The sequence below is a fragment of the Staphylococcus sp. FSL W8-0774 genome, from assembly GCF_038006785.1.
In the GTDB taxonomy this organism is placed as follows: domain Bacteria; phylum Bacillota; class Bacilli; order Staphylococcales; family Staphylococcaceae; genus Staphylococcus; species Staphylococcus pasteuri.
In genome coordinates this window covers 373,497-391,067 of record NZ_JBBOVW010000001.1, presented here as the reverse complement: position 1 = coordinate 391,067, position 17,571 = coordinate 373,497, and the positions used below count along the sequence as shown (strand labels likewise).

Sequence of the window (17,571 nt, the reverse complement as noted above, 5' to 3'; positions counted from 1 at the left end):
GTTAATTAGACTTGTTATTCATTAATAAGAATCATTCCAAATAAAAAGGGTAAAAATAATAGAACAAATTAAATCTACTCACAAAGGATGAATAAGTATGAATCATAATCAATTTGAACATTTAAAATATATTGATGAAGGACTTTATGCAACCCCAACAACTGAGTTACCTTTCGACTCTAGATTTGAATTTAAATCATTAGTTTTACAAAGAGATTCTGAAAATGTCATCATTTATCACTCTTCTCATTTGAAAGAGTCAGAAGAAGATATTAACGCTTTAGGTGATGCAGATATATTATTAATGAATCACGAGCATGAATCTTTAGGTGGTAGTATAGACATTGATGTACCTTATTTTATAAATGAAAATGATGCTTCAGCTTTAAAACCTAGTATTCCTGTCGACGGTTATCTAAATCAACGCGAAATGTTATATGATGATTTAGAAGTGATTCCAGCTCCTGGCCATACACCTGGAACAACATTATATTTATGGGATAATGGTAAACATCGCTACTTATTCACTGGTGATTTCCTATGCTTTGAAGGTGATCAATGGCGTACAGTTATTCTAGGTTCAAGTGACAGAGAACAATCAATACAGAGCCTTGAAATGATTAAAGAATTAGACTTCGATGTACTTGTTCCTTGGGTCACAATCAAAGAAGGGCCACTTGTCTACTATGTAAAAAATGATGAAGAAAAGCGCCAACAAGTCCAAAATATTATTGATCGAGTACGTAATGGTGAAAATGTTTAATAAAGTATAAAAGAAAAATAGGGTGATATGACGTAGCACCACGATAATGTTTGAATTCATCGAATTCATTAAGTTGAATTGTTTCAACGATTTCATTAACATGTCGCGACATATCATTTGTGGGAATATGGACTGAAGTTTCCATAGGTAGCGTATGTTGAATCATGTTATAATCTTTATACATAAGTCACTTCGTTTATTTAGTTTAGTGATGTTTATTAAATTATACGAAAGTGCCTTATTTTCCCAAAGTGTTTTAATGTAAAATTACATATAAATACGTAGTATTTATGGCAAGACTCCTGAGGGAACAGTACTAGTTGAAGACCTTAGAAATTCTCACAGATTTATCTGTGTAGTATTTCTGGCTGAAACTGTACCATCGGAAGGGACCCAACACAGAGAAACTGATTAAATCAGTTTCTACAAGCAAAGCAAGTTGGGCATAGTGTAGCCATACAATACGAAGTATTGGGTATAAAGTAAGCACTAAGATGATTAAAATAAATCATCTTAGTGCTATTATTTTAGTATTTATTTCACAGCCTGTTGTAGATATATCTTATCTGTTACCAACGTCTGAACCGACGTCTACTTTCTTACTTTTCTTGTCGTATACTGCTCCTTGTACACTACCAAAGTTTGGATCATTTCGTTTTTCCTTCACACCATATCCAAGATTTTTGAAAATCTCTAAGTCTTCGTCACTCGTAGCATTTTCATAATAAATGGTACCACCATCATTGTAGAATCTTGGTTTGTCGACCGCTTCTTGTAAGGTACCGTCACCTCTTAAATAATCGACAATGACTTCATTTAACATTGTTGGAATTTTGTTACCACCAGGAGTACCAATACCCATATAGAAGTCTGTACCTACTATAATTGATGGCGAAATAAATGAACGTGGTGCTTTATGTTTTTCACCATAGTTAGGACTTGCTTGAGATTTAGAGAAGTCTCCTAATGAGTTGTTCATATAAAAGCCTTCCTTCATAAAGTCACCTGAACCAAAGTAACTTGATAATGTATTGGTAGTACTCGCAACTTTACCTTGCTTATCAATAACAACAAAGTGTGTTGTACTAGTATTATCTGTTTGAATTGGATTAAAATCACTTCCACCTTCAGCTGTTGTACCTACATTTACTTTGTTCAATTCACCTAGCAAATAATCATCTGATAAATGTTCTTCGCTACTAGGTTCCGCACCATTTACAATGTCACGATTGCTATACATAACATCACGAGATTCTAAGATACCTTTAATGTAGCTATTACGATCAGCAGTACCTTGATTTTCTTGTTCATCTATTTTTAATCCTTGTAGTGTCAATGTTCCTCCTAGAGGATTTGAAGCTGAATAAACTTTGTTTCCTAAGTACTCTGTACTTACTGGTTCTTTCTTTTCAGTTTTAAATGTATTGAAATCTTTCTCTGTTAATTGATTATCCAATTGTTTAGAGATACTTTTACCTACATCTTTATAGAAATAATCTGGACCTTTATCACGAATTTTCTTCAATGTATCCGCTAGTTTATCTTGTTTAACAACATCGCCTTCACGGACCGTTTTCTTACCTTTAAAGAATGGTGAATTACGATCAATTTTAGAACCATATATTTTCAAACTACGTTCTAATTCTGAATCTACTTCAAATCCATCTTCAGCAAGTGGAATAATATAACCAAAGAGTTTCTTCTCATCCATCTTACCTTCTTTTTCATGCATATCATGCATACCTCTTACGAAACCAGGCGTACCAATTTTATCTCCTTGTTTATAGTTATAAGAAGAATATGTTTTATATTCATATAAATTTGGTACTTGGCCTTCTGTACCATCATAAGTTAATGTGGCGCCACCACCACCTAGACCAGATGAATGAGGTTCAGTAACCGCTAATGCATATGATACTGCGAATGCAGCGTCTGTTGCATTTCCACCATCTTCAATAACCTTGTTACCTATTTTAGTGGCAATCGCATTGTTAGATGCCACACCATAGTTTTTATTTCCAGCCTTTTTATGATTTGTTATTTTGTTCTCGTATAGTTTATCTTTATCAATCTTTTCATCTTTCGTAAAATAGTAAAATACAAACGAAATAATGATGGTCAAGATTAATATGACAGTCAAGGTTGCTTTATTATATATGTTCATTCCTAACTTTCCCCTTTTGAAAGATATTGCTGTTCTCCATTTTTCAATTCTTGCTGTTCATAACTATCTAAACCTTCATTTGCTCTTGCGAATATGACGAGTAGGAAAATAATTACTACAATAACGATTACAGTGATCGGCAGCCAATGTTTTTTAATATTCAAATGTATAACCTCCATCGTCAGCTTTTTTTAAATCAATTGATTGGTCTTTAATATTATTGTAAAAGCGTCTTTGGTCCATTTTGTTCATATCATCTTCAGAAATTTTACCGTCTTTCGATTGAATTGGTGTGAGATGGAACTTATGTTTTTTATCTTTCCAATCATCTTGTACAACCATACCTTTTTGATTTTTCGATAAGAAATCATCTGATGTTGTATTTCCCAGGCTATAAAAAATAGGAGTGTTCTTGTATTTTTCGACTTTTTGAATAACTGAATTATGTCCAATAATCACATCTGCTCCTGCTTTGGATAAAGCATGGGCATATTCTTTTTGACGATCTGTAACGTTTCTTTCGTTTGGAATTCCCCAGTCAACATTAACTACTACATAATCATTATTTTGTTTTAATTTTTTAATTAATGGATAAAAAATATCTGGATCCAAACTGATAGATGTCGTATTTTTAAGTGGTTCTGCATAATTTGATTCTACATCTGTAAATGATACATTAGCTATTTTCTTACCTTTAACATCTTGTTGCACGGTTTTACTATTAATAGGGTTAGAACCATTCCCCGTTAGGAAATTATACCCAGCTTGCGATTCTACCTTTTCCATCAAGTCTCTTGCAGTAACATTATCTGCAGTCTGATTAATTAAATTTACACTTTTAATGTTCTGCTTTTTCAAGAACATGATGTTTTCTAAATTTTTCTCAATCTCTTTCTTAGAATCTTTAGCAAAGTCATTCACTAACAATGATGCCGTTGAAAAGTCACTATTCTTCAGTGGCTCTTGTAACCCTGAAAATACACTATTGAGATTATTTTGACGTATATGTTTATTTAATGTGATATTACCCAAATAGGTCATGCGAACGCTGTTTGGATCTTTTGCATCACTTTTCACAGGTACCACTTTAACTGCGCGAATAGCGAAGACTATTAATACTAAAGCGATAAGAAGAACTATGGCTGTGTATAAAGTGTTTCTACGTTTATGACGTTTAGATTGTTTGAGCAACCATTCGCTTGGTGTTAATCGTTTTTTCTTTTTCATTGTAATTACGCGCTCCTTGTTCTTGATTAATTAATAAAACTGTATAAGAACAAGATGACATATGTAATACATGTTAATAACATAGTAGATGATAATGTTATTACAACACCTTGTTTTTGAATTGTGTTCGCGATGATACCAGGAATAACTACCCCAATACCAGACACTTCGACCATTTCAAATGGGGTTAATGGATATATCAAATCAAATATAAATTTTAATACCATACCTGTTAAAATCATGGCAGCGAATTTTCTTCTACCATATAAAATAACCCATTTACTAATACCGTTGTTTACAATAAAGAATGTTAAACAACTGATAATTAATACTGATAAAAGCATGATGGGTTGATCAAAAATTAATGCTAAATAACCAGGTACTACCAGTCCTGCTGGATTAATACCAAATTTCTCAGCGAATATAAGACTGAGAACAACACCTACAAATAAGGAGAAATATAATTCTGAACCTATCATTTTATTCTATCCCTTCTATGAATTCCGCTATTCTTCCACCTGGTCCGTGTATGTTACCTACACAAAAGACAAGTGCATTGTCCGCTTCTTTCATAATAGCTTTTTCTATTTCTGTAAAATCTTGTCCTTCAAAATTTAAATATTTCTTATCAGGTAATCGATGCATCAAATCTGATACCATTTGTGTACTTTTTCCGGTACAGATAAGCGTATCGTATTCCACATCTTCTAAGAAATCTTCAACAAACAATTTAGTTCTATCAATTCTATCTGAACGACAATTTAATATGACGATTTTCTTACTATAAGGATAATTGTATGATTCTACTTTATTTAATATCGCTTTCGTAGATTTTGGCTCATTAGCAGCAAATGCATTAACAAAAACATTTTTCGTGTTATTTGCATGGAAATATTTAATTCTAACTGCACCTGGATCTGCAGGCGCATTTAACATTCCTTCTAACGCTGTTTCACTATCAACGCCTACTGCTTGGGCAATGCCTAATACAATAGCCACATTATCTGGAAAGACTAAATAATCAAATTTTCTTAAGTATGATTCAGGTATTTTATCTTTATCAACAACAATTAATTCTGTTTTACGTTTTTTAGCTTCTTTAGCAAAAAAGTCTGTAAACTCATCTTTCATAACAACCAATTTCCCTTTATAAGGAATGGTTGCGGTAAACGCTTGTGCTACATCTTTTAGTGTCGGTCCTAATACATCCATATGGTCTTCCATTACATTAACGATAACGCCCACGTTAGCTTTTACTAAGTCCTTCTGGAATGTAATTTGATAGTCAGGATTGACAGCCATACATTCATTTACAAGTGCATTGGCTTTTTGTTTAACAACTTTACGAATGATATCTCTTTGTTCACCTATATTGGCACCTTGAGGTTTTCTTATTACTGGATACTCTTTTTGAGTAAACCAATACATCATTCGTGCGTCTGTTCCTGTTGTTTTCCCTATGACTCTATAGTGATCTTCTCTCAATACACTATATGCCATTCGAGTAATAGTTGATTTACCTCGAATACCATTAATATTAATTCGTATAGGGATTTTCTTAAGTCGATTCGCATGGCGCCTTTTTTCTTTAATACCTAGCCATAGAATCAACACAACACATATTGTTATGAGAATCACGCTACAATCCCTCTCTTTTCTATGTATATTGAATTGTTAATGGAATGGAAATTTATTTTTCTCTATAAAGTATGAAAAAAATCTATCCAATTATTAAAACGTTTCCATTAATATAAATCTTATAAAAACAATTAATCAAAAGTCAATATGTATTAAATATTCACTTAAAACTTAAAATAAAAAATTACTTATCTATAACTTATAGTAGTAGACTATCATTTGGTTATTGATTCAGTTTTAACTCTTTTAATTAACCATTAAAATAATGTAAATAAATGTAAAGGCTTACTTGAAGAATAGGACATATTGTTAATCATTTAGACTGTATTTGGTTACTAGCCTTGACATACCTTGTATTGAGAAAGACATATATTTTTTACTAGGAATTTACATTAAATTAAAAAACAAATGTTAAATTAAGAGTGTAGTTACTCAGACCTTAGGAGGAGAAGAATGGAAAAGTCAGTTAAATTTGCTATTGGAATTTATTTAGCAGCTATTTTAATAGTGACAACACTTTACTTATCATTCATTCTAGTTGGAAGTTTACAAGGAAAAGACATGAGCAATTCTGTATTAGATACAGATCACACTAAAATAAATAATAAAACACGTAATAGCGATGAAGCCGTAGACTCTAGTTTAAAAAATGAAGATGCTTCATCAAAAGAACATTCATATACATCTACAAATTATAAAAATGTTGATTCTAAAGACTCAAATCAGCATCAATCAAAACAAATAGATAACAAAACAGCGAATTCAAATTATCAAACATATTGATAAATGAATTCGCTGTTATACTCAATGTAAACCCACTCATTTTATAAGGAGTAGGGTTATTTTTTTATAATAATTTGTTTAAGTTGATTCAAGACGTCTTCTCTTTCCGGAAGAGGAAATATAGGATAAATATGAAACAAATTGTCACCTTGTATAAATTCATGTTCAATCCCTTTTTGATCAAGCATTTGGGATAATTTAAGCGCGTCAGGATATAATGTTTCTTTAGTACCTATGACAATAGTCAAGTGACCGAGATGGTTTATATCACCATTAATAGGTGAAATTCTATAGTCATCTAAAGGCGTATCCCCTGCCCATAAACCTGCTAAGTATTTACTTCCATCAATACCTAACATTGGGTCTATTTGTTCATATTTTTTCGTTTCTGGATTACTAAATGTAGCATCTAACACAGGTGATAATAATACAATATGTCCTGGTTGTGGTAATGATCTATCATTTAATGATTGTGCAAATGATAAGGCAATTTGACCACCTGCTGAATCACCCATAACAATAAGTTGATCCGGATTATCTACTTTATTAAGTAAATTTTGATAAATTTTATGGAGGAGTACCTCTGTCGTTATATAATCTCTATGTGGCACTTTAGGATATATAGGCATTACTATTTTAGCGTCTAACGTTTCTGCAAGTAAGTCTATAAATTCAAAGTGATAATCTAAAGGATCTTGAAACCAAGCGCCACCATGAATATATAATACTGTCCTTTGTTGTCGGTCACCTTGATTGTTAACAACATAAACTAATGAACCAAAGTAATCTTGGATACTAACGTCATGGTTAAATTCATATTCAGTACCTGCATACTTACCCTCAGTTTCATCTTTGGTCTTTTCAAGTGCTTTTTTAGCGCCTTCAACACTATCGAACGTGCTTTTCATTCCATTTAATCGCATCATTTTTTCTTGAACGAAACTACGATAACTTCTCTGTTCTTTGACTTTAGCGAATAATATACTACCTACTAAAGTAGAACTTATCACAGCTAGAACTTTCTTGAACATTGAAATCCACCTCCTTTATCCTTTACTTCTATAATATAATAATTTCGAATTTTTCGCGTTATAAAAGTCTTTTTAAGTTTATTTAATATTCATAAATCCGTTACCTAAAACGTCTCTTACATCATGAATAACAAGAAATGCATTGTCATCATAACGGTTAACAATTTTCTTTACTGTAGCAATCTGACTTTGAGATACTACTGCATATAATATATCTGTATTATCTAATTGATAAGCACCTTTACCATCTAACAATGTTGATCCTCTTCCAGTAGCTTGGTATATTTCAGAACTAATATCTTTATTGTGATCTGAAATAACTGTTACTGCTTTTTTAGGATTAAATCCTTCTACTACAAATGCCATCGTTTTTTCGACAATAAATAGCATAACGATTGTATATAGTACATTAGTGATAGGCAACACTAGTAAAAATGATAGTACTACCAATGCGTCTAATATAAATAACGCTTGGGATGTTTTGACTTCTGAATATTTACTTATAATACGTGCAATGACTGATGTACCACCTAATGTACTTCGTGATGCAATTACTAGGCCTGAACCTATACCGATTAATACACCAGCAAAGACTGCATTAATAAAGTTTTCATTAATTCCTAAACTAAAACTTTTAGTTAAATCTAAGAAAATGGAGCTGGCTGTAATCGTAATCACTGTATAAATTGCCGTCGTTTTACTCAAATATTTCCAACCAATGATAATTAAAATAGCATTAATGAGGAAAGATGTAAGCGCCGGTGATAAACCTAGGGTATATTTTAATACAAGGGACATACCAATAGCGCCGCCCTCACCAAGGTTACCAGGTATCACAAAACTATTTACACCGAGCGCAATTAATAGTGTTCCTACAAGACAGAAAACTGTATTTTTAATATGATAAGTACGAGAATGTTTTGCCATTTTAGCCTCCTTCTGTAACACTGCTTAAATCGTTACTATCGTATTTTTATATAAAAATTTCACACGTTTTCTATCATAACACTTAATTATTACACGTCCCACCAACTCGGGTTAAATCGTATAATGAGAATTTAGTATATAAAAAAACACTCGAACATTAATTTCATTCGAGTGTCTGTAAACCTATTTATTATTTTGAACTTTCGTATATTTGTTCATACATCGGTGTTAACTGGCGTTCAAATTTTTGTAAATCAATAAACCTACATTGTCTATGCATTTCTTTACCATTCATAAATATTAAATCTACAGGTACGGTAAAAATAGATAATTCTCCTGCAATATCTGTTACTTCATTTTGATTAATAATAGCTAATTTCACTTGAGGAAACGTTTCTTGTAATAAGTCTTTCACTTGAGGTAACACGGCATGACAAACACTACAGTGATGTCTCATCACATGAACTACAACTAATGGATGTTGATTAATGAAAGTTTTAAATTGTGCTACATCTCGAATTGTCTCAGTCATACCATACACCCTCTCGAGTTAAAATTAGTACAGATCATCTTTAATATAAGTGCGAATTTTCACTTTATTTCATTATATCTTGAAAAACTTGAGGTAACTTCGTTATTTTTTGCTTTTCTAAATCATAAAAACCACCTGTTTGGTAACCTATACAATGTACTTTATCTTCAGATGAGATTTCAAATTTGAATATCCATTTCATTTTACTTGCTTTAATCATCCAACAACGTGCTCTCGGTCTATCGTGTATCGTTACTGGTACTTTATAATCCGCTTCCGTTTTCATTAAAATTGGTGAAATGCCTTTAGATATCATTTCTGAATAATTCATATATTGATTAATAAAAATGGTGCGTAAATCTTCAAACCATCTTATAAACACGATATTACTTACAATCCCCATTGCATCAATATCATATCCATTTACTTCTATCTCTGTATCAACAATTAATTTGCCTTCTTCAGTATCCATTATTAATTTCTCCCTTATATCTATATTCATGTCTATTTTAAGCTATTTAAACATTATTTTCATCTTTGTGGACTTTACCATGTTTACCGGGGCTCTTTTTTATAACTATATTATTCTATTATTTATAATCATTATTTTAATAGAAAACAATTCAAAAATTTTAAATTATGGTATAATAGATGTGAAATCATTCACATTAAAATGGAGGGATTCCTATGAAAGCCTATAATTACTCAAAACCTGGTGTAGCAAAGTTAATTGATAAGGAAAAGCCAGTCATTACAGAAAGTACTGACGCTATTATTAGAATGGTCAAAACGACTATTTGTGGTACAGACTTACACATTATCAAAGGTGATACTCCAGAAGTACCTGAAAATACAACACTTGGTCACGAAGGTATCGGTATTGTTGAATCAGTTGGATCTAATGTGAACAACTTTAAAGTTGGAGATAAAGTCATTGTCTCTGCAGTATCTTCTTGTGGTAAATGCTATTACTGTAAAAAAGGCATTTATGCACACTGTGAAAATGACGGTGGATGGATTTTAGGACATTTAATTAATGGTACACAGGCAGAATATGTTAAAGTTCCTTTTGCAGATAACTCGTTATATCATGCACCTGACTCATTACCAGATGAAGCTTTAGTTATGCTTTCAGATATTTTACCAACTGGTTATGAGATTGGTGTATTAAAAGGAAAGGTTAAACCCGGTAGTACTGTAGCTATTGTTGGTGCTGGACCAGTCGGTTTAGCTACATTATTAACTGCACAATTCTATTCTCCGTCAAAAATTATTATGATTGATTTAGATGATAACCGTTTGGAAACTGCCAAATCACTTGGCGCGACACATACTATCAATTCTAGTAATGTTGAACAAGCTATTAAAGAAGTCTATGAGCTCAATCATCGCGGCGTCGATGTCGCTATTGAAGCTGTAGGTATTCCTCAAACATTTGATTTATGTCAAAAATTAATTGGTGTCGATGGTACAATTGCTAATGTCGGTGTTCACGGTTTACCAGTTCAATTTGATATCGACAAATTATGGATCAAAAATATCAATGTCTCTACTGGTTTAGTTTCAGGTAATACTACAGAAGAACTATTAGAAGCATTAAAAAGTAAAATCATTCAACCTGAACAACTAGTTACTCACTATAGTAAGTTAAGCGAGATTGAAAACGCATATGATTTATTTAGAAATGCTACTGACCATAAAGCGATTAAATTATTAATTGAAAATGATATTACAGAAGCATAATCCTTTAGATATAAAATAGACTGTGACATGAATCCTAAAATAATAGCACTAAGATGATTTATTTTAATCATCTTAGTGCTTTCTTTATACCCAATACTTCGTATTGTATGGCTTCGCTTTCCAAGGGTACAGTTTCAGCCAGAAATACTACACAGATAAATCTGTGAGAATTTCTAAGGTCTTCAACTAGTACTGTTCCCTCAGGAGTCTTGCCATAAATACTATGTATTTATATGCAATTTCATACTAAATTACTTAAAAAAAATAATAAAATAGACAATTTCTATATTATTCCAATAGAAATTGTCTATTTTCACTTGTCCAAGAACTTTATATCCCTGATACTTTATCTCTATTAATTATTTAACTTTCATAATACGTTTACTTGGCTCAACATCTTTAATATCGTCCACTGTTAACGTTTTGTTATCCAAGTTTGTGATAACTAATGGTGTCACAATGCTTGGTGCATTTTCTTTAAGATATGCTAAGTTTACTTTCATTAATGGTTGACCTTGAGTCACTGGTTCATCCGCATTGACTAAACTTTCAAAACCTTCTCCATTTAACTTAACTGTATCTATACCAATATGAATTAATAATTCAATTCCTGTATCAGATTCTAATCCAATCGCATGTTTTGTTGGGAATATTGTCTTCACTGTACCGTCAAATGGCGCAACGATTTCACCTTTTTCAGGTATAAATCCAATACCGTCTCCCATCATTTTTTCAGAGAATACTTTATCAGGTACTTCAGATAATGGAATAATTTGTCCAACACCTGGCGCATAGATTTCAGTTTCAGCAATATTTTCTACGTGTACTGGTTCTTCTGAATCTTCTTCAGTGACAGTTGTTTCACTTGGTTTAGTAATTTCACCACTCATGATTTTTGCCATATCATGTTTAATTTGATCTGATTTTGGACCAAAAATAGCTTGCATGTTATTACCAACTTCAAGTACACCAGAAGCACCTAATGCTTTTAGTCCTGGTACGTCTACTTTTGCTTTATCATTAACTTCAACACGTAAACGAGTGATACAAGCATCTAAATGTTTAATATTCTCTTTACCACCCATTGCATCTAATACATCAAATGGTAATTTAGCCACACTTGAATTTCTGACTTCTTGTTCTTTATCTTCTCTACCAGGCGTTTTTAAATTGAACTTTCTGATAGCAAAATCGAATAAGAAATAATAAACCAGTGCATATACGATACCTACTGGAATAACTAATAACGCATTTGTTCTATGCCAGTTTAATAATCCGAATAATACATAGTCTATGAATCCACCAGAGAATGTCATACCAATTTTCACACCTAATAAATGCATAATTAAGAATGAAGAACCTGCTAATACAACGTGGATTGCATATAACAATGGCGCTACAAATAAGAATGAGAACTCAAGTGGTTCTGTAATACCTGTTAAGAATGATGTTAATCCTGCTGATAGCATCAAACCACCAACAATTTTTTTACGTTCTGGACGAGCATTTTTATAAATAGCAAATGCTGCAGCTGGTAAACCAAACATCATAAATGGATATTTACCAGTAGTAAATGTACCAGCAGTAAATGGTACACCGTCTTTTAATTGAGCCATCCAAATACGTTGGTCACCACGAACCAATTCACCAGCATGGTTTGTATAATGTCCGAACTCGAACCAGAATGGTGCATAGAAAATATGATGCAAACCAAATGGAATTAGTGAACGTTCAATAACACCAAAAATAAATGTTGTTAATACTAAGTTTTTCGTTAATAAGAAGTTTGATAAATCATTTAAACCTGTTTGAATAGGTGGCCATACCCAACTTAATACAATACCAACAATAATTGCGGCCACAGATGTTGCTATAGGGACGAAACGTTTACCTGCAAAGAATCCTAAAAATGCTGGTAACGTAATATTATAGTATTTGTTATAACACCATGCGGCTACGGCTCCCATGATAATACCGCCAAACACACCAGTTTGTAGTGTAGGGATACCTAACACTAACGCAAATTCAGGTTGTTTAGCAGCTTGACTTAATTCTTTAGCACCTTTTGCATAAGAGAAGATATCATCAATTGTAATATTTAAATATTTACCCATAGTGGCATTCATAATTAAATAACCAACGAGTGCTGCTAATGCTGCTACACCATCTCCTCCTGCTAATCCAAGTGCTGTACCGACTGCGAATAATAGTGGTAAGTTGTCAAAAATGACTTGTCCTGCTGCTTCCATAATAGAAGAAATCATAACAAAGACATTATTTGTTAACCAAGGCGCAATTTTGACTAACTGTTCATTGTGCATTGCATTCCCAAATGCAAGTAAAATCCCAGCTGCTGGTAAAATTGCCACAGGTAACATTAACGCTTTACCTATACGTTGCAATTGCCCAAAGAGCTTTTTAAACATATAAAAACATTCCTCTCATATTGTAGTCATTTACATGTACATAAAAAAAGACATGAACAAACAAGACCATAATAAATGGCCAAATGTTTGCTCATGCCTGCATCACCAGTAACACGCAAATGTTATTTTTAATTTAAATATAGTATACACATTAGCTGAAGCGTTTACAATAGTTTATTTTAAAAAAATCTCAACCAAAACGAGTTGGTTGAGATTTATAGAATCTATATTATAAGAAACGTTTTGTTGCTACTGAGATTGGTGGGATTTGATCAAAGTCTAAATGTTTATCTTCAGTAATTGATCTGTATGCCCATTTACCATAACCAAGTGCTTCTGAGTTAACAATTTTACCTGGTAATGGTGCAGCATTAGGGTCAACATGTACATCAACGATAGTTGGAACGTTTTGTGACATTGCTTCTTCAACAATATCATCTAAACGACTAGCGTCTTTAACTGTATAACCTTTACCGCCAGCAGCTTCAGCGAATTTAGCATGATCCATATCAGAGAAATCAATGGCATATTCTAATTCACCAGCAGCTTGTTGTTCATATTTAATGAACGCTAATTGTTTGTTGTTTAATACGAAAATTGTTAATGGTAAGTCGTATTGAACTGCAGTTGCAAAGTCTTGCATTACCATTTGGAATGCGCCATCCCCTGCAATTGCTACTGATTGACGGTCTGGGTAAGCAACTTTAGCTGCCATAGCACCTGGAAGTGCACAACCCATAGTACCTAACCAACTTGAGATCATAAATTTGTTATTTACACCTAAGTTTAAATAACGAGTTGACCATACTGTTGAAGTACCAACGTCTGCTGAAACAATAGCATCGTCTTTTAAGTTGTCATTGATAGCTTTCATTAAACGTTCTGGACGTAATGGTGAATTATTATTATTTAAATCTTGTTCCATCCATTTATCCCATACTGCTTTACGTTCTAAAGTTTTGTCTAAGAATGGACGTTTAGCAACGTGTTTAATGTTTTCGCTTAATTGTTCTAATGCAATTTTAGCGTCTCCTAAGATACCAACGTTGATATCGAAACGGTGACTAATATGTGCTTCATTAGTATCAATTTGGATTGCTTTAATATTTTTCTTAGGTAAATATTTAACGAATGGGAAGTTAGTACCAATCATAATTAAAAGATCTGCATCTTGGATTGTTTGATATGATACTTTAGTACCGATTTGTCCTAAGTTACCTAAGTTGTATGGATGATCATCAGCAAGGATTGCTTTTGCTGGTAATGAATGAATAGCTGGGATTTTAGCCATTTCTATAAATTCACGTAATTCATCTTTAGCATGTTGTGCACCAACACCGAAAAGAACAACTGGTTTTTTACTTTTATTGATTAATTTAGCAGCTTTTTTGATGTTTTTGAATTTAGGTGCAATTGCTTTAGGTTTAGTTGTATTTACTGGTTTGTTAGTAGTGTCTTTAATTTGTTGAGTTAATAAGTCATTTGGACAGATGATTACTGCTACACCTTTTTGCTCATAAGCTGTACGAATCGCTTCATTAACGATTTCAAATACGTTGTCGCCTTTTTGAATTTGGTGGTTATAAACAGCTACATCTTCACATAATTTAGATAAATTAGTTTCTTGGAAAGCACCAGTACCTAATTTATCACTATTTGTTTGACCAGAAATAACTAATTGAGGAACGCTATCCATTTTAGCGTCATACATACCATTTAATAAGTGGATTAAACCAGGTCCACCAATACTTAATGCTACTCCGATTTTACCTGTAATTCTTGTATAACTACCAGCAGCTAAACTTGCTACTTCTTCGTGACGTACGTGGTAGAATTTAAATGAGTCTCTTACTGTACGTAATGAGTCAACTACTGCGTCGATTGAGTCTCCTGGTATACCATATAAGTGATCGATGTCCCATGCTTCTAATGCTTTAACTAATGCTTCATTTGCTTTGATTTTTGCCATTTTTCCAAATAGCCTCCCTTTCTATTTATATGAGTTTCTTCCCTTTAATAGAACAATAAAATAAGTATTGGTATTAAAATCGAACTGATTACTGCAGTTAATATCATACCAATCGAACTAAATGCGCCTGATTCTATATCTAATTCTAGTGCTTTTGCTGTACCGAAAGCGTGAGAAGCGTTACCATATGTTAAGCCTCTCGCGATTGAAGATTTAAAGCCTCCCATACGCAATAGCATTGAACCTAGAATACTGCCTATTAACCCTGTAGCTATTATAAAAAGTACAGTCATTGTATCTGTGCCGCCAAGTTCGTTAGAAACTTCTATCCCAACAGCTGCTGTGATAGACCTCGGCAACATAGTAACAATCGTTTCTTTTGAATAGCCGAAGATTTTCAACGTTACGTATACTAACATAAAATTAAGTATTACACCAGTTAACACGCTCGTGAAAATCACAAAAAGGTATTTCTTTATCTTATGTCTGTTTTGATAGAGTGGATAAGCCAAACAAACGACCGTTGCGTTTAATATATGATTTATCCATTCTCCACCTTTCATGTATCCTTTATAACTAATATCAAACATAAGAAGTATCGCTATAATGATAATTGATGCAATTAATGCTGGATTAAGAAATGGATTTTTATATTTGTCTTGCAGTTTTTTAGAAATAACATATACCACAATCGTTATAATTATCATAACTGCTGCTTGTAATATGTTATTCATAACTCATCCATCCCTTTTCCTATATCTTTTCTGTTCACCAATTTTTCAGCGATATAGCCTGAGGATAATGCTACTAAACATGTTCCTAAAATAATAATTAAAAAGAACAATAGATAGTTAAGCGTAATGTCTGATACTACATCCATAACGCCGACAACAGATGGAATAAAGAAAAATACCATCGTTTTTAATAGGAAGTCTGCACCTTCATTCACCCACGATACAGGAATTATTTTGAACTGTAATAATAGGTAAAAAATGATGAGACCTACAATACTACCTGCTAAAGGGATGTGTAATAAGCGCTGCACTTCGGTACCGATGAATGAAATAATTAAAATAAGTACGAGTTGTACAATAAGATGTATGAAATCTCTCACCTTATGCATGCTATCTTTCCCTTCTAAAAAATTTGTCTAAATTGTTACAACAATTTTTTAGTGATATTTATAATTATAGTCTTCCTTTTTCTATTATTAAAATACATTTTTCGAATACTAAACATTCCTCAAATCTATGAAAGCGTTTTCTTTTGTAAAGATTAATTCTATTATTATAAATGTTAAAATTTTAAGTCATATGAATATTTTAAGGAAATTTATGTTAGGTTAATCTATCTCTTAAATATTCTATCCATTTATTAGTCGCATAACTAAGACGTTTATCCTTTTTCCATACTAATCCTAGTTCCCACTCAACATTTGCATCTTCAATATTAATGGCACGTACATTTTTGTTCATTAATTGAGTAATAGAAAGTGGTAAAATACTTATCCCTAATCTATTACTAATAAGATTCTCTATCACATTCCATTGAGATATTTGAGAAACCATATTTGGTATAAAACCAGCATTTTTAGTTATTTCTATAATTTTATCATTTAAGTAAAAATCATCATTAAATAAGATAAAGTCTTCGTTAGCTAAATCTTTAATTTTAATAGTTTGATACTTGGCTAATGGATGATTTTGGTTTAATACGACACACAACGATTCCTTATTAAATGACAAAGCTTCAAAATATTGATGATCGACAGGAAGTGTCGTTATTCCTAAATCTAATTCATCATTTAAAATTTGTTGTTCAATTGATTTTCCACCGTGTTCAACAAAGTTAAATGTCACATTAGGGAATTGATGATGAAAGTCTCCTATCATACCTATTATAGTCTCCATATTCATCACTGCTGATAGACCAATGTTAATATGACCGGTTTCTAAACCATATAAACTACTGATTTCTGATGGTAAATTTTCATATAAGGAGATAATCTCTTTACTTTTATTGTAAAAGATTTTGCCAGCATCTGTTAAAACAAGTTGCCTCTTTCCTCTATCGAACAATGGTACAGCCATTTCGTCTTCAATATCTTTAATAGCTTTACTAATCGTAGGTTGAGCAATATATAAAAACTTAGAAGCATTTGTCATACCACCTTGCTTCACAACCTCTACAAAATATTTCATATGTTTAATATCCACTAATGTCACCTACTCAAAAAGTTTGTTCCTATTATTATACAATAACGCTTTTGTTTTAACGTGGTTTAAGTATTTCAGCTCTTATATTGGCTTTATATTGGTTTTTATATTGGTTTTTATATTGGTTTTTATATTGGTTTTTTCACATTAAT

17 protein-coding genes and 1 pseudogene are annotated in these 17,571 nt (G+C 32.2%); 3 read left to right on the top strand and 15 right to left on the bottom strand.

The genetic code is table 11. The features are described from left to right. The first annotated feature begins 97 nt into the window (after positions 1–97). Positions 98–763, top strand: a complete 666-nt coding sequence (locus tag NSQ15_RS01745) for an MBL fold metallo-hydrolase (protein WP_154835373.1) — start codon at positions 98–100, stop codon at positions 761–763. Here the strand turns inward: NSQ15_RS01745 and NSQ15_RS01740 are convergent. From NSQ15_RS01740 to pgsB, 6 genes and pseudogenes are all read right to left on the bottom strand, one after another. Beyond that, a pseudogene (locus tag NSQ15_RS01740) lies at positions 762–947 on the bottom strand (IS5/IS1182 family transposase); the annotation flags it as partial. The gene NSQ15_RS01745 and the pseudogene NSQ15_RS01740 sit on opposite strands and share 2 nt — an antisense overlap. Before the next feature lie 378 nt (positions 948–1,325). Further along, positions 1,326–2,927: a gamma-glutamyltransferase gene (locus NSQ15_RS01735; RefSeq protein WP_017636559.1), complete on the bottom strand. Its 1,602-nt coding sequence runs from the start codon at positions 2,925–2,927 to the stop codon at positions 1,326–1,328. 2 nt (positions 2,928–2,929) lie between these two features. Beyond that, the gene (locus NSQ15_RS01730) at positions 2,930–3,091 is read right to left on the bottom strand and encodes a hypothetical protein (RefSeq protein WP_186802288.1); all 162 of its coding nucleotides are present in this window, start codon (positions 3,089–3,091) and stop codon (positions 2,930–2,932) included. Further along, a complete protein-coding gene (locus NSQ15_RS01725; protein WP_017636561.1) occupies positions 3,081–4,154 on the bottom strand; it encodes a CapA family protein in 1,074 nt (357 codons plus the stop codon). Before NSQ15_RS01725 ends, NSQ15_RS01730 begins: the two co-directional genes overlap by 11 nt. 26 nt (positions 4,155–4,180) lie before the next feature. Further along, positions 4,181–4,633 (bottom strand): poly-gamma-glutamate biosynthesis protein PgsC, encoded by a 453-nt coding sequence (gene pgsC / locus NSQ15_RS01720; RefSeq protein WP_002450119.1) that lies wholly within the window; start codon positions 4,631–4,633, stop codon positions 4,181–4,183. A gap of 1 nt (position 4,634) precedes the next feature. Next, positions 4,635–5,792 carry a poly-gamma-glutamate synthase PgsB gene (pgsB, locus tag NSQ15_RS01715; protein WP_026083444.1) on the bottom strand — a complete coding sequence of 386 codons (1,158 nt, stop codon included), beginning with the start codon at positions 5,790–5,792 and terminating at the stop codon, positions 4,635–4,637. A 453-nt stretch (positions 5,793–6,245) separates the two neighbouring features. Between pgsB and NSQ15_RS01710 the strand changes: the two genes are divergently transcribed. Then, positions 6,246–6,575, top strand: coding sequence for a hypothetical protein (locus tag NSQ15_RS01710; protein ID WP_029056088.1), 330 nt, complete (start codon positions 6,246–6,248; stop codon positions 6,573–6,575). A 56-nt stretch (positions 6,576–6,631) separates the two neighbouring features. Here the strand turns inward: NSQ15_RS01710 and NSQ15_RS01705 are convergent, their stop codons facing one another. From NSQ15_RS01705 to NSQ15_RS01690, 4 genes are all read right to left on the bottom strand, one after another. Then, the gene (locus tag NSQ15_RS01705; protein ID WP_340746888.1) at positions 6,632–7,606 is read right to left on the bottom strand and encodes an alpha/beta hydrolase; all 975 of its coding nucleotides are present in this window, start codon (positions 7,604–7,606) and stop codon (positions 6,632–6,634) included. A 78-nt stretch (positions 7,607–7,684) separates the two neighbouring features. Continuing rightward, positions 7,685–8,533: a YitT family protein gene (locus NSQ15_RS01700; RefSeq protein ID WP_046467001.1), complete on the bottom strand. Its 849-nt coding sequence runs from the start codon at positions 8,531–8,533 to the stop codon at positions 7,685–7,687. Between the two features lie 190 nt (positions 8,534–8,723). Next, positions 8,724–9,065 carry a thioredoxin family protein gene (locus NSQ15_RS01695; RefSeq protein ID WP_154874036.1) on the bottom strand — a complete coding sequence of 114 codons (342 nt, stop codon included), beginning with the start codon at positions 9,063–9,065 and terminating at the stop codon, positions 8,724–8,726. Positions 9,066–9,129: 64 nt separating this feature from the next. Further along, positions 9,130–9,537 (bottom strand): acyl-CoA thioesterase, encoded by a 408-nt coding sequence (locus NSQ15_RS01690; protein WP_017636567.1) that lies wholly within the window; start codon positions 9,535–9,537, stop codon positions 9,130–9,132. 215 nt (positions 9,538–9,752) lie between these two features. Between NSQ15_RS01690 and NSQ15_RS01685 the strand changes: the two genes are divergently transcribed. Continuing rightward, positions 9,753–10,808, top strand: coding sequence for a zinc-dependent alcohol dehydrogenase family protein (locus tag NSQ15_RS01685; RefSeq protein ID WP_029056084.1), 1,056 nt, complete (start codon positions 9,753–9,755; stop codon positions 10,806–10,808). Positions 10,809–11,167: 359 nt separating this feature from the next. On the opposite strand, the gene ptsG is transcribed toward NSQ15_RS01685, so the two are convergent. The 5 genes from ptsG to cidR all read right to left on the bottom strand — a co-directional run bounded on the left by ptsG (position 11,168) and on the right by cidR (position 17,419). Beyond that, the gene (ptsG, locus tag NSQ15_RS01680; protein ID WP_029055995.1) at positions 11,168–13,234 is read right to left on the bottom strand and encodes a glucose-specific PTS transporter subunit IIBC; all 2,067 of its coding nucleotides are present in this window, start codon (positions 13,232–13,234) and stop codon (positions 11,168–11,170) included. Between the two features lie 229 nt (positions 13,235–13,463). Next, positions 13,464–15,203 (bottom strand): pyruvate oxidase, encoded by a 1,740-nt coding sequence (locus tag NSQ15_RS01675; protein ID WP_029055994.1) that lies wholly within the window; start codon positions 15,201–15,203, stop codon positions 13,464–13,466. A gap of 44 nt (positions 15,204–15,247) precedes the next feature. Further along, complete coding sequence (locus tag NSQ15_RS01670) at positions 15,248–15,937, bottom strand: LrgB family protein (RefSeq protein ID WP_017636570.1); 690 nt, start codon at positions 15,935–15,937, stop codon at positions 15,248–15,250. Continuing rightward, entirely contained in the window at positions 15,934–16,326 is a 393-nt protein-coding gene (locus tag NSQ15_RS01665; protein WP_017636571.1) for a CidA/LrgA family protein, read from the bottom strand. The genes NSQ15_RS01670 and NSQ15_RS01665 overlap by 4 nt, the downstream gene beginning before the upstream one ends. A gap of 214 nt (positions 16,327–16,540) precedes the next feature. Next, positions 16,541–17,419 carry a cidABC operon transcriptional activator CidR gene (cidR, locus tag NSQ15_RS01660; RefSeq protein ID WP_154835385.1) on the bottom strand — a complete coding sequence of 293 codons (879 nt, stop codon included), beginning with the start codon at positions 17,417–17,419 and terminating at the stop codon, positions 16,541–16,543. Positions 17,420–17,571: the final 152 nt, after the last annotated feature.

Excerpts from the sequence above, each read along its gene's own strand:
- NSQ15_RS01675 (WP_029055994.1), bottom strand. The coding sequence starts at position 15,203 with ATGGCAAAAATCAAAGCAAATGAAGCATTAGTTAAAGCATTAGAAGCA.
- NSQ15_RS01695 (WP_154874036.1), bottom strand. The coding sequence starts at position 9,065 with ATGACTGAGACAATTCGAGATGTAGCACAATTTAAAACTTTCATTAAT.
- pgsC (WP_002450119.1), bottom strand. The coding sequence starts at position 4,633 with ATGATAGGTTCAGAATTATATTTCTCCTTATTTGTAGGTGTTGTTCTC.
- NSQ15_RS01690 (WP_017636567.1), bottom strand. The coding sequence starts at position 9,537 with ATGGATACTGAAGAAGGCAAATTAATTGTTGATACAGAGATAGAAGTA.
- NSQ15_RS01670 (WP_017636570.1), bottom strand. The coding sequence starts at position 15,937 with ATGAATAACATATTACAAGCAGCAGTTATGATAATTATAACGATTGTG.
- NSQ15_RS01705 (WP_340746888.1), bottom strand. The coding sequence starts at position 7,606 with ATGTTCAAGAAAGTTCTAGCTGTGATAAGTTCTACTTTAGTAGGTAGT.
- NSQ15_RS01685 (WP_029056084.1), top strand. The coding sequence starts at position 9,753 with ATGAAAGCCTATAATTACTCAAAACCTGGTGTAGCAAAGTTAATTGAT.
- NSQ15_RS01725 (WP_017636561.1), bottom strand. The coding sequence starts at position 4,154 with ATGAAAAAGAAAAAACGATTAACACCAAGCGAATGGTTGCTCAAACAA.
- NSQ15_RS01700 (WP_046467001.1), bottom strand. The coding sequence starts at position 8,533 with ATGGCAAAACATTCTCGTACTTATCATATTAAAAATACAGTTTTCTGT.
- NSQ15_RS01665 (WP_017636571.1), bottom strand. The coding sequence starts at position 16,326 with ATGCATAAGGTGAGAGATTTCATACATCTTATTGTACAACTCGTACTT.
- ptsG (WP_029055995.1), bottom strand. The coding sequence starts at position 13,234 with ATGTTTAAAAAGCTCTTTGGGCAATTGCAACGTATAGGTAAAGCGTTA.
- NSQ15_RS01745 (WP_154835373.1), top strand. The coding sequence starts at position 98 with ATGAATCATAATCAATTTGAACATTTAAAATATATTGATGAAGGACTT.
- NSQ15_RS01710 (WP_029056088.1), top strand. The coding sequence starts at position 6,246 with ATGGAAAAGTCAGTTAAATTTGCTATTGGAATTTATTTAGCAGCTATT.
- NSQ15_RS01735 (WP_017636559.1), bottom strand. The coding sequence starts at position 2,927 with ATGAACATATATAATAAAGCAACCTTGACTGTCATATTAATCTTGACC.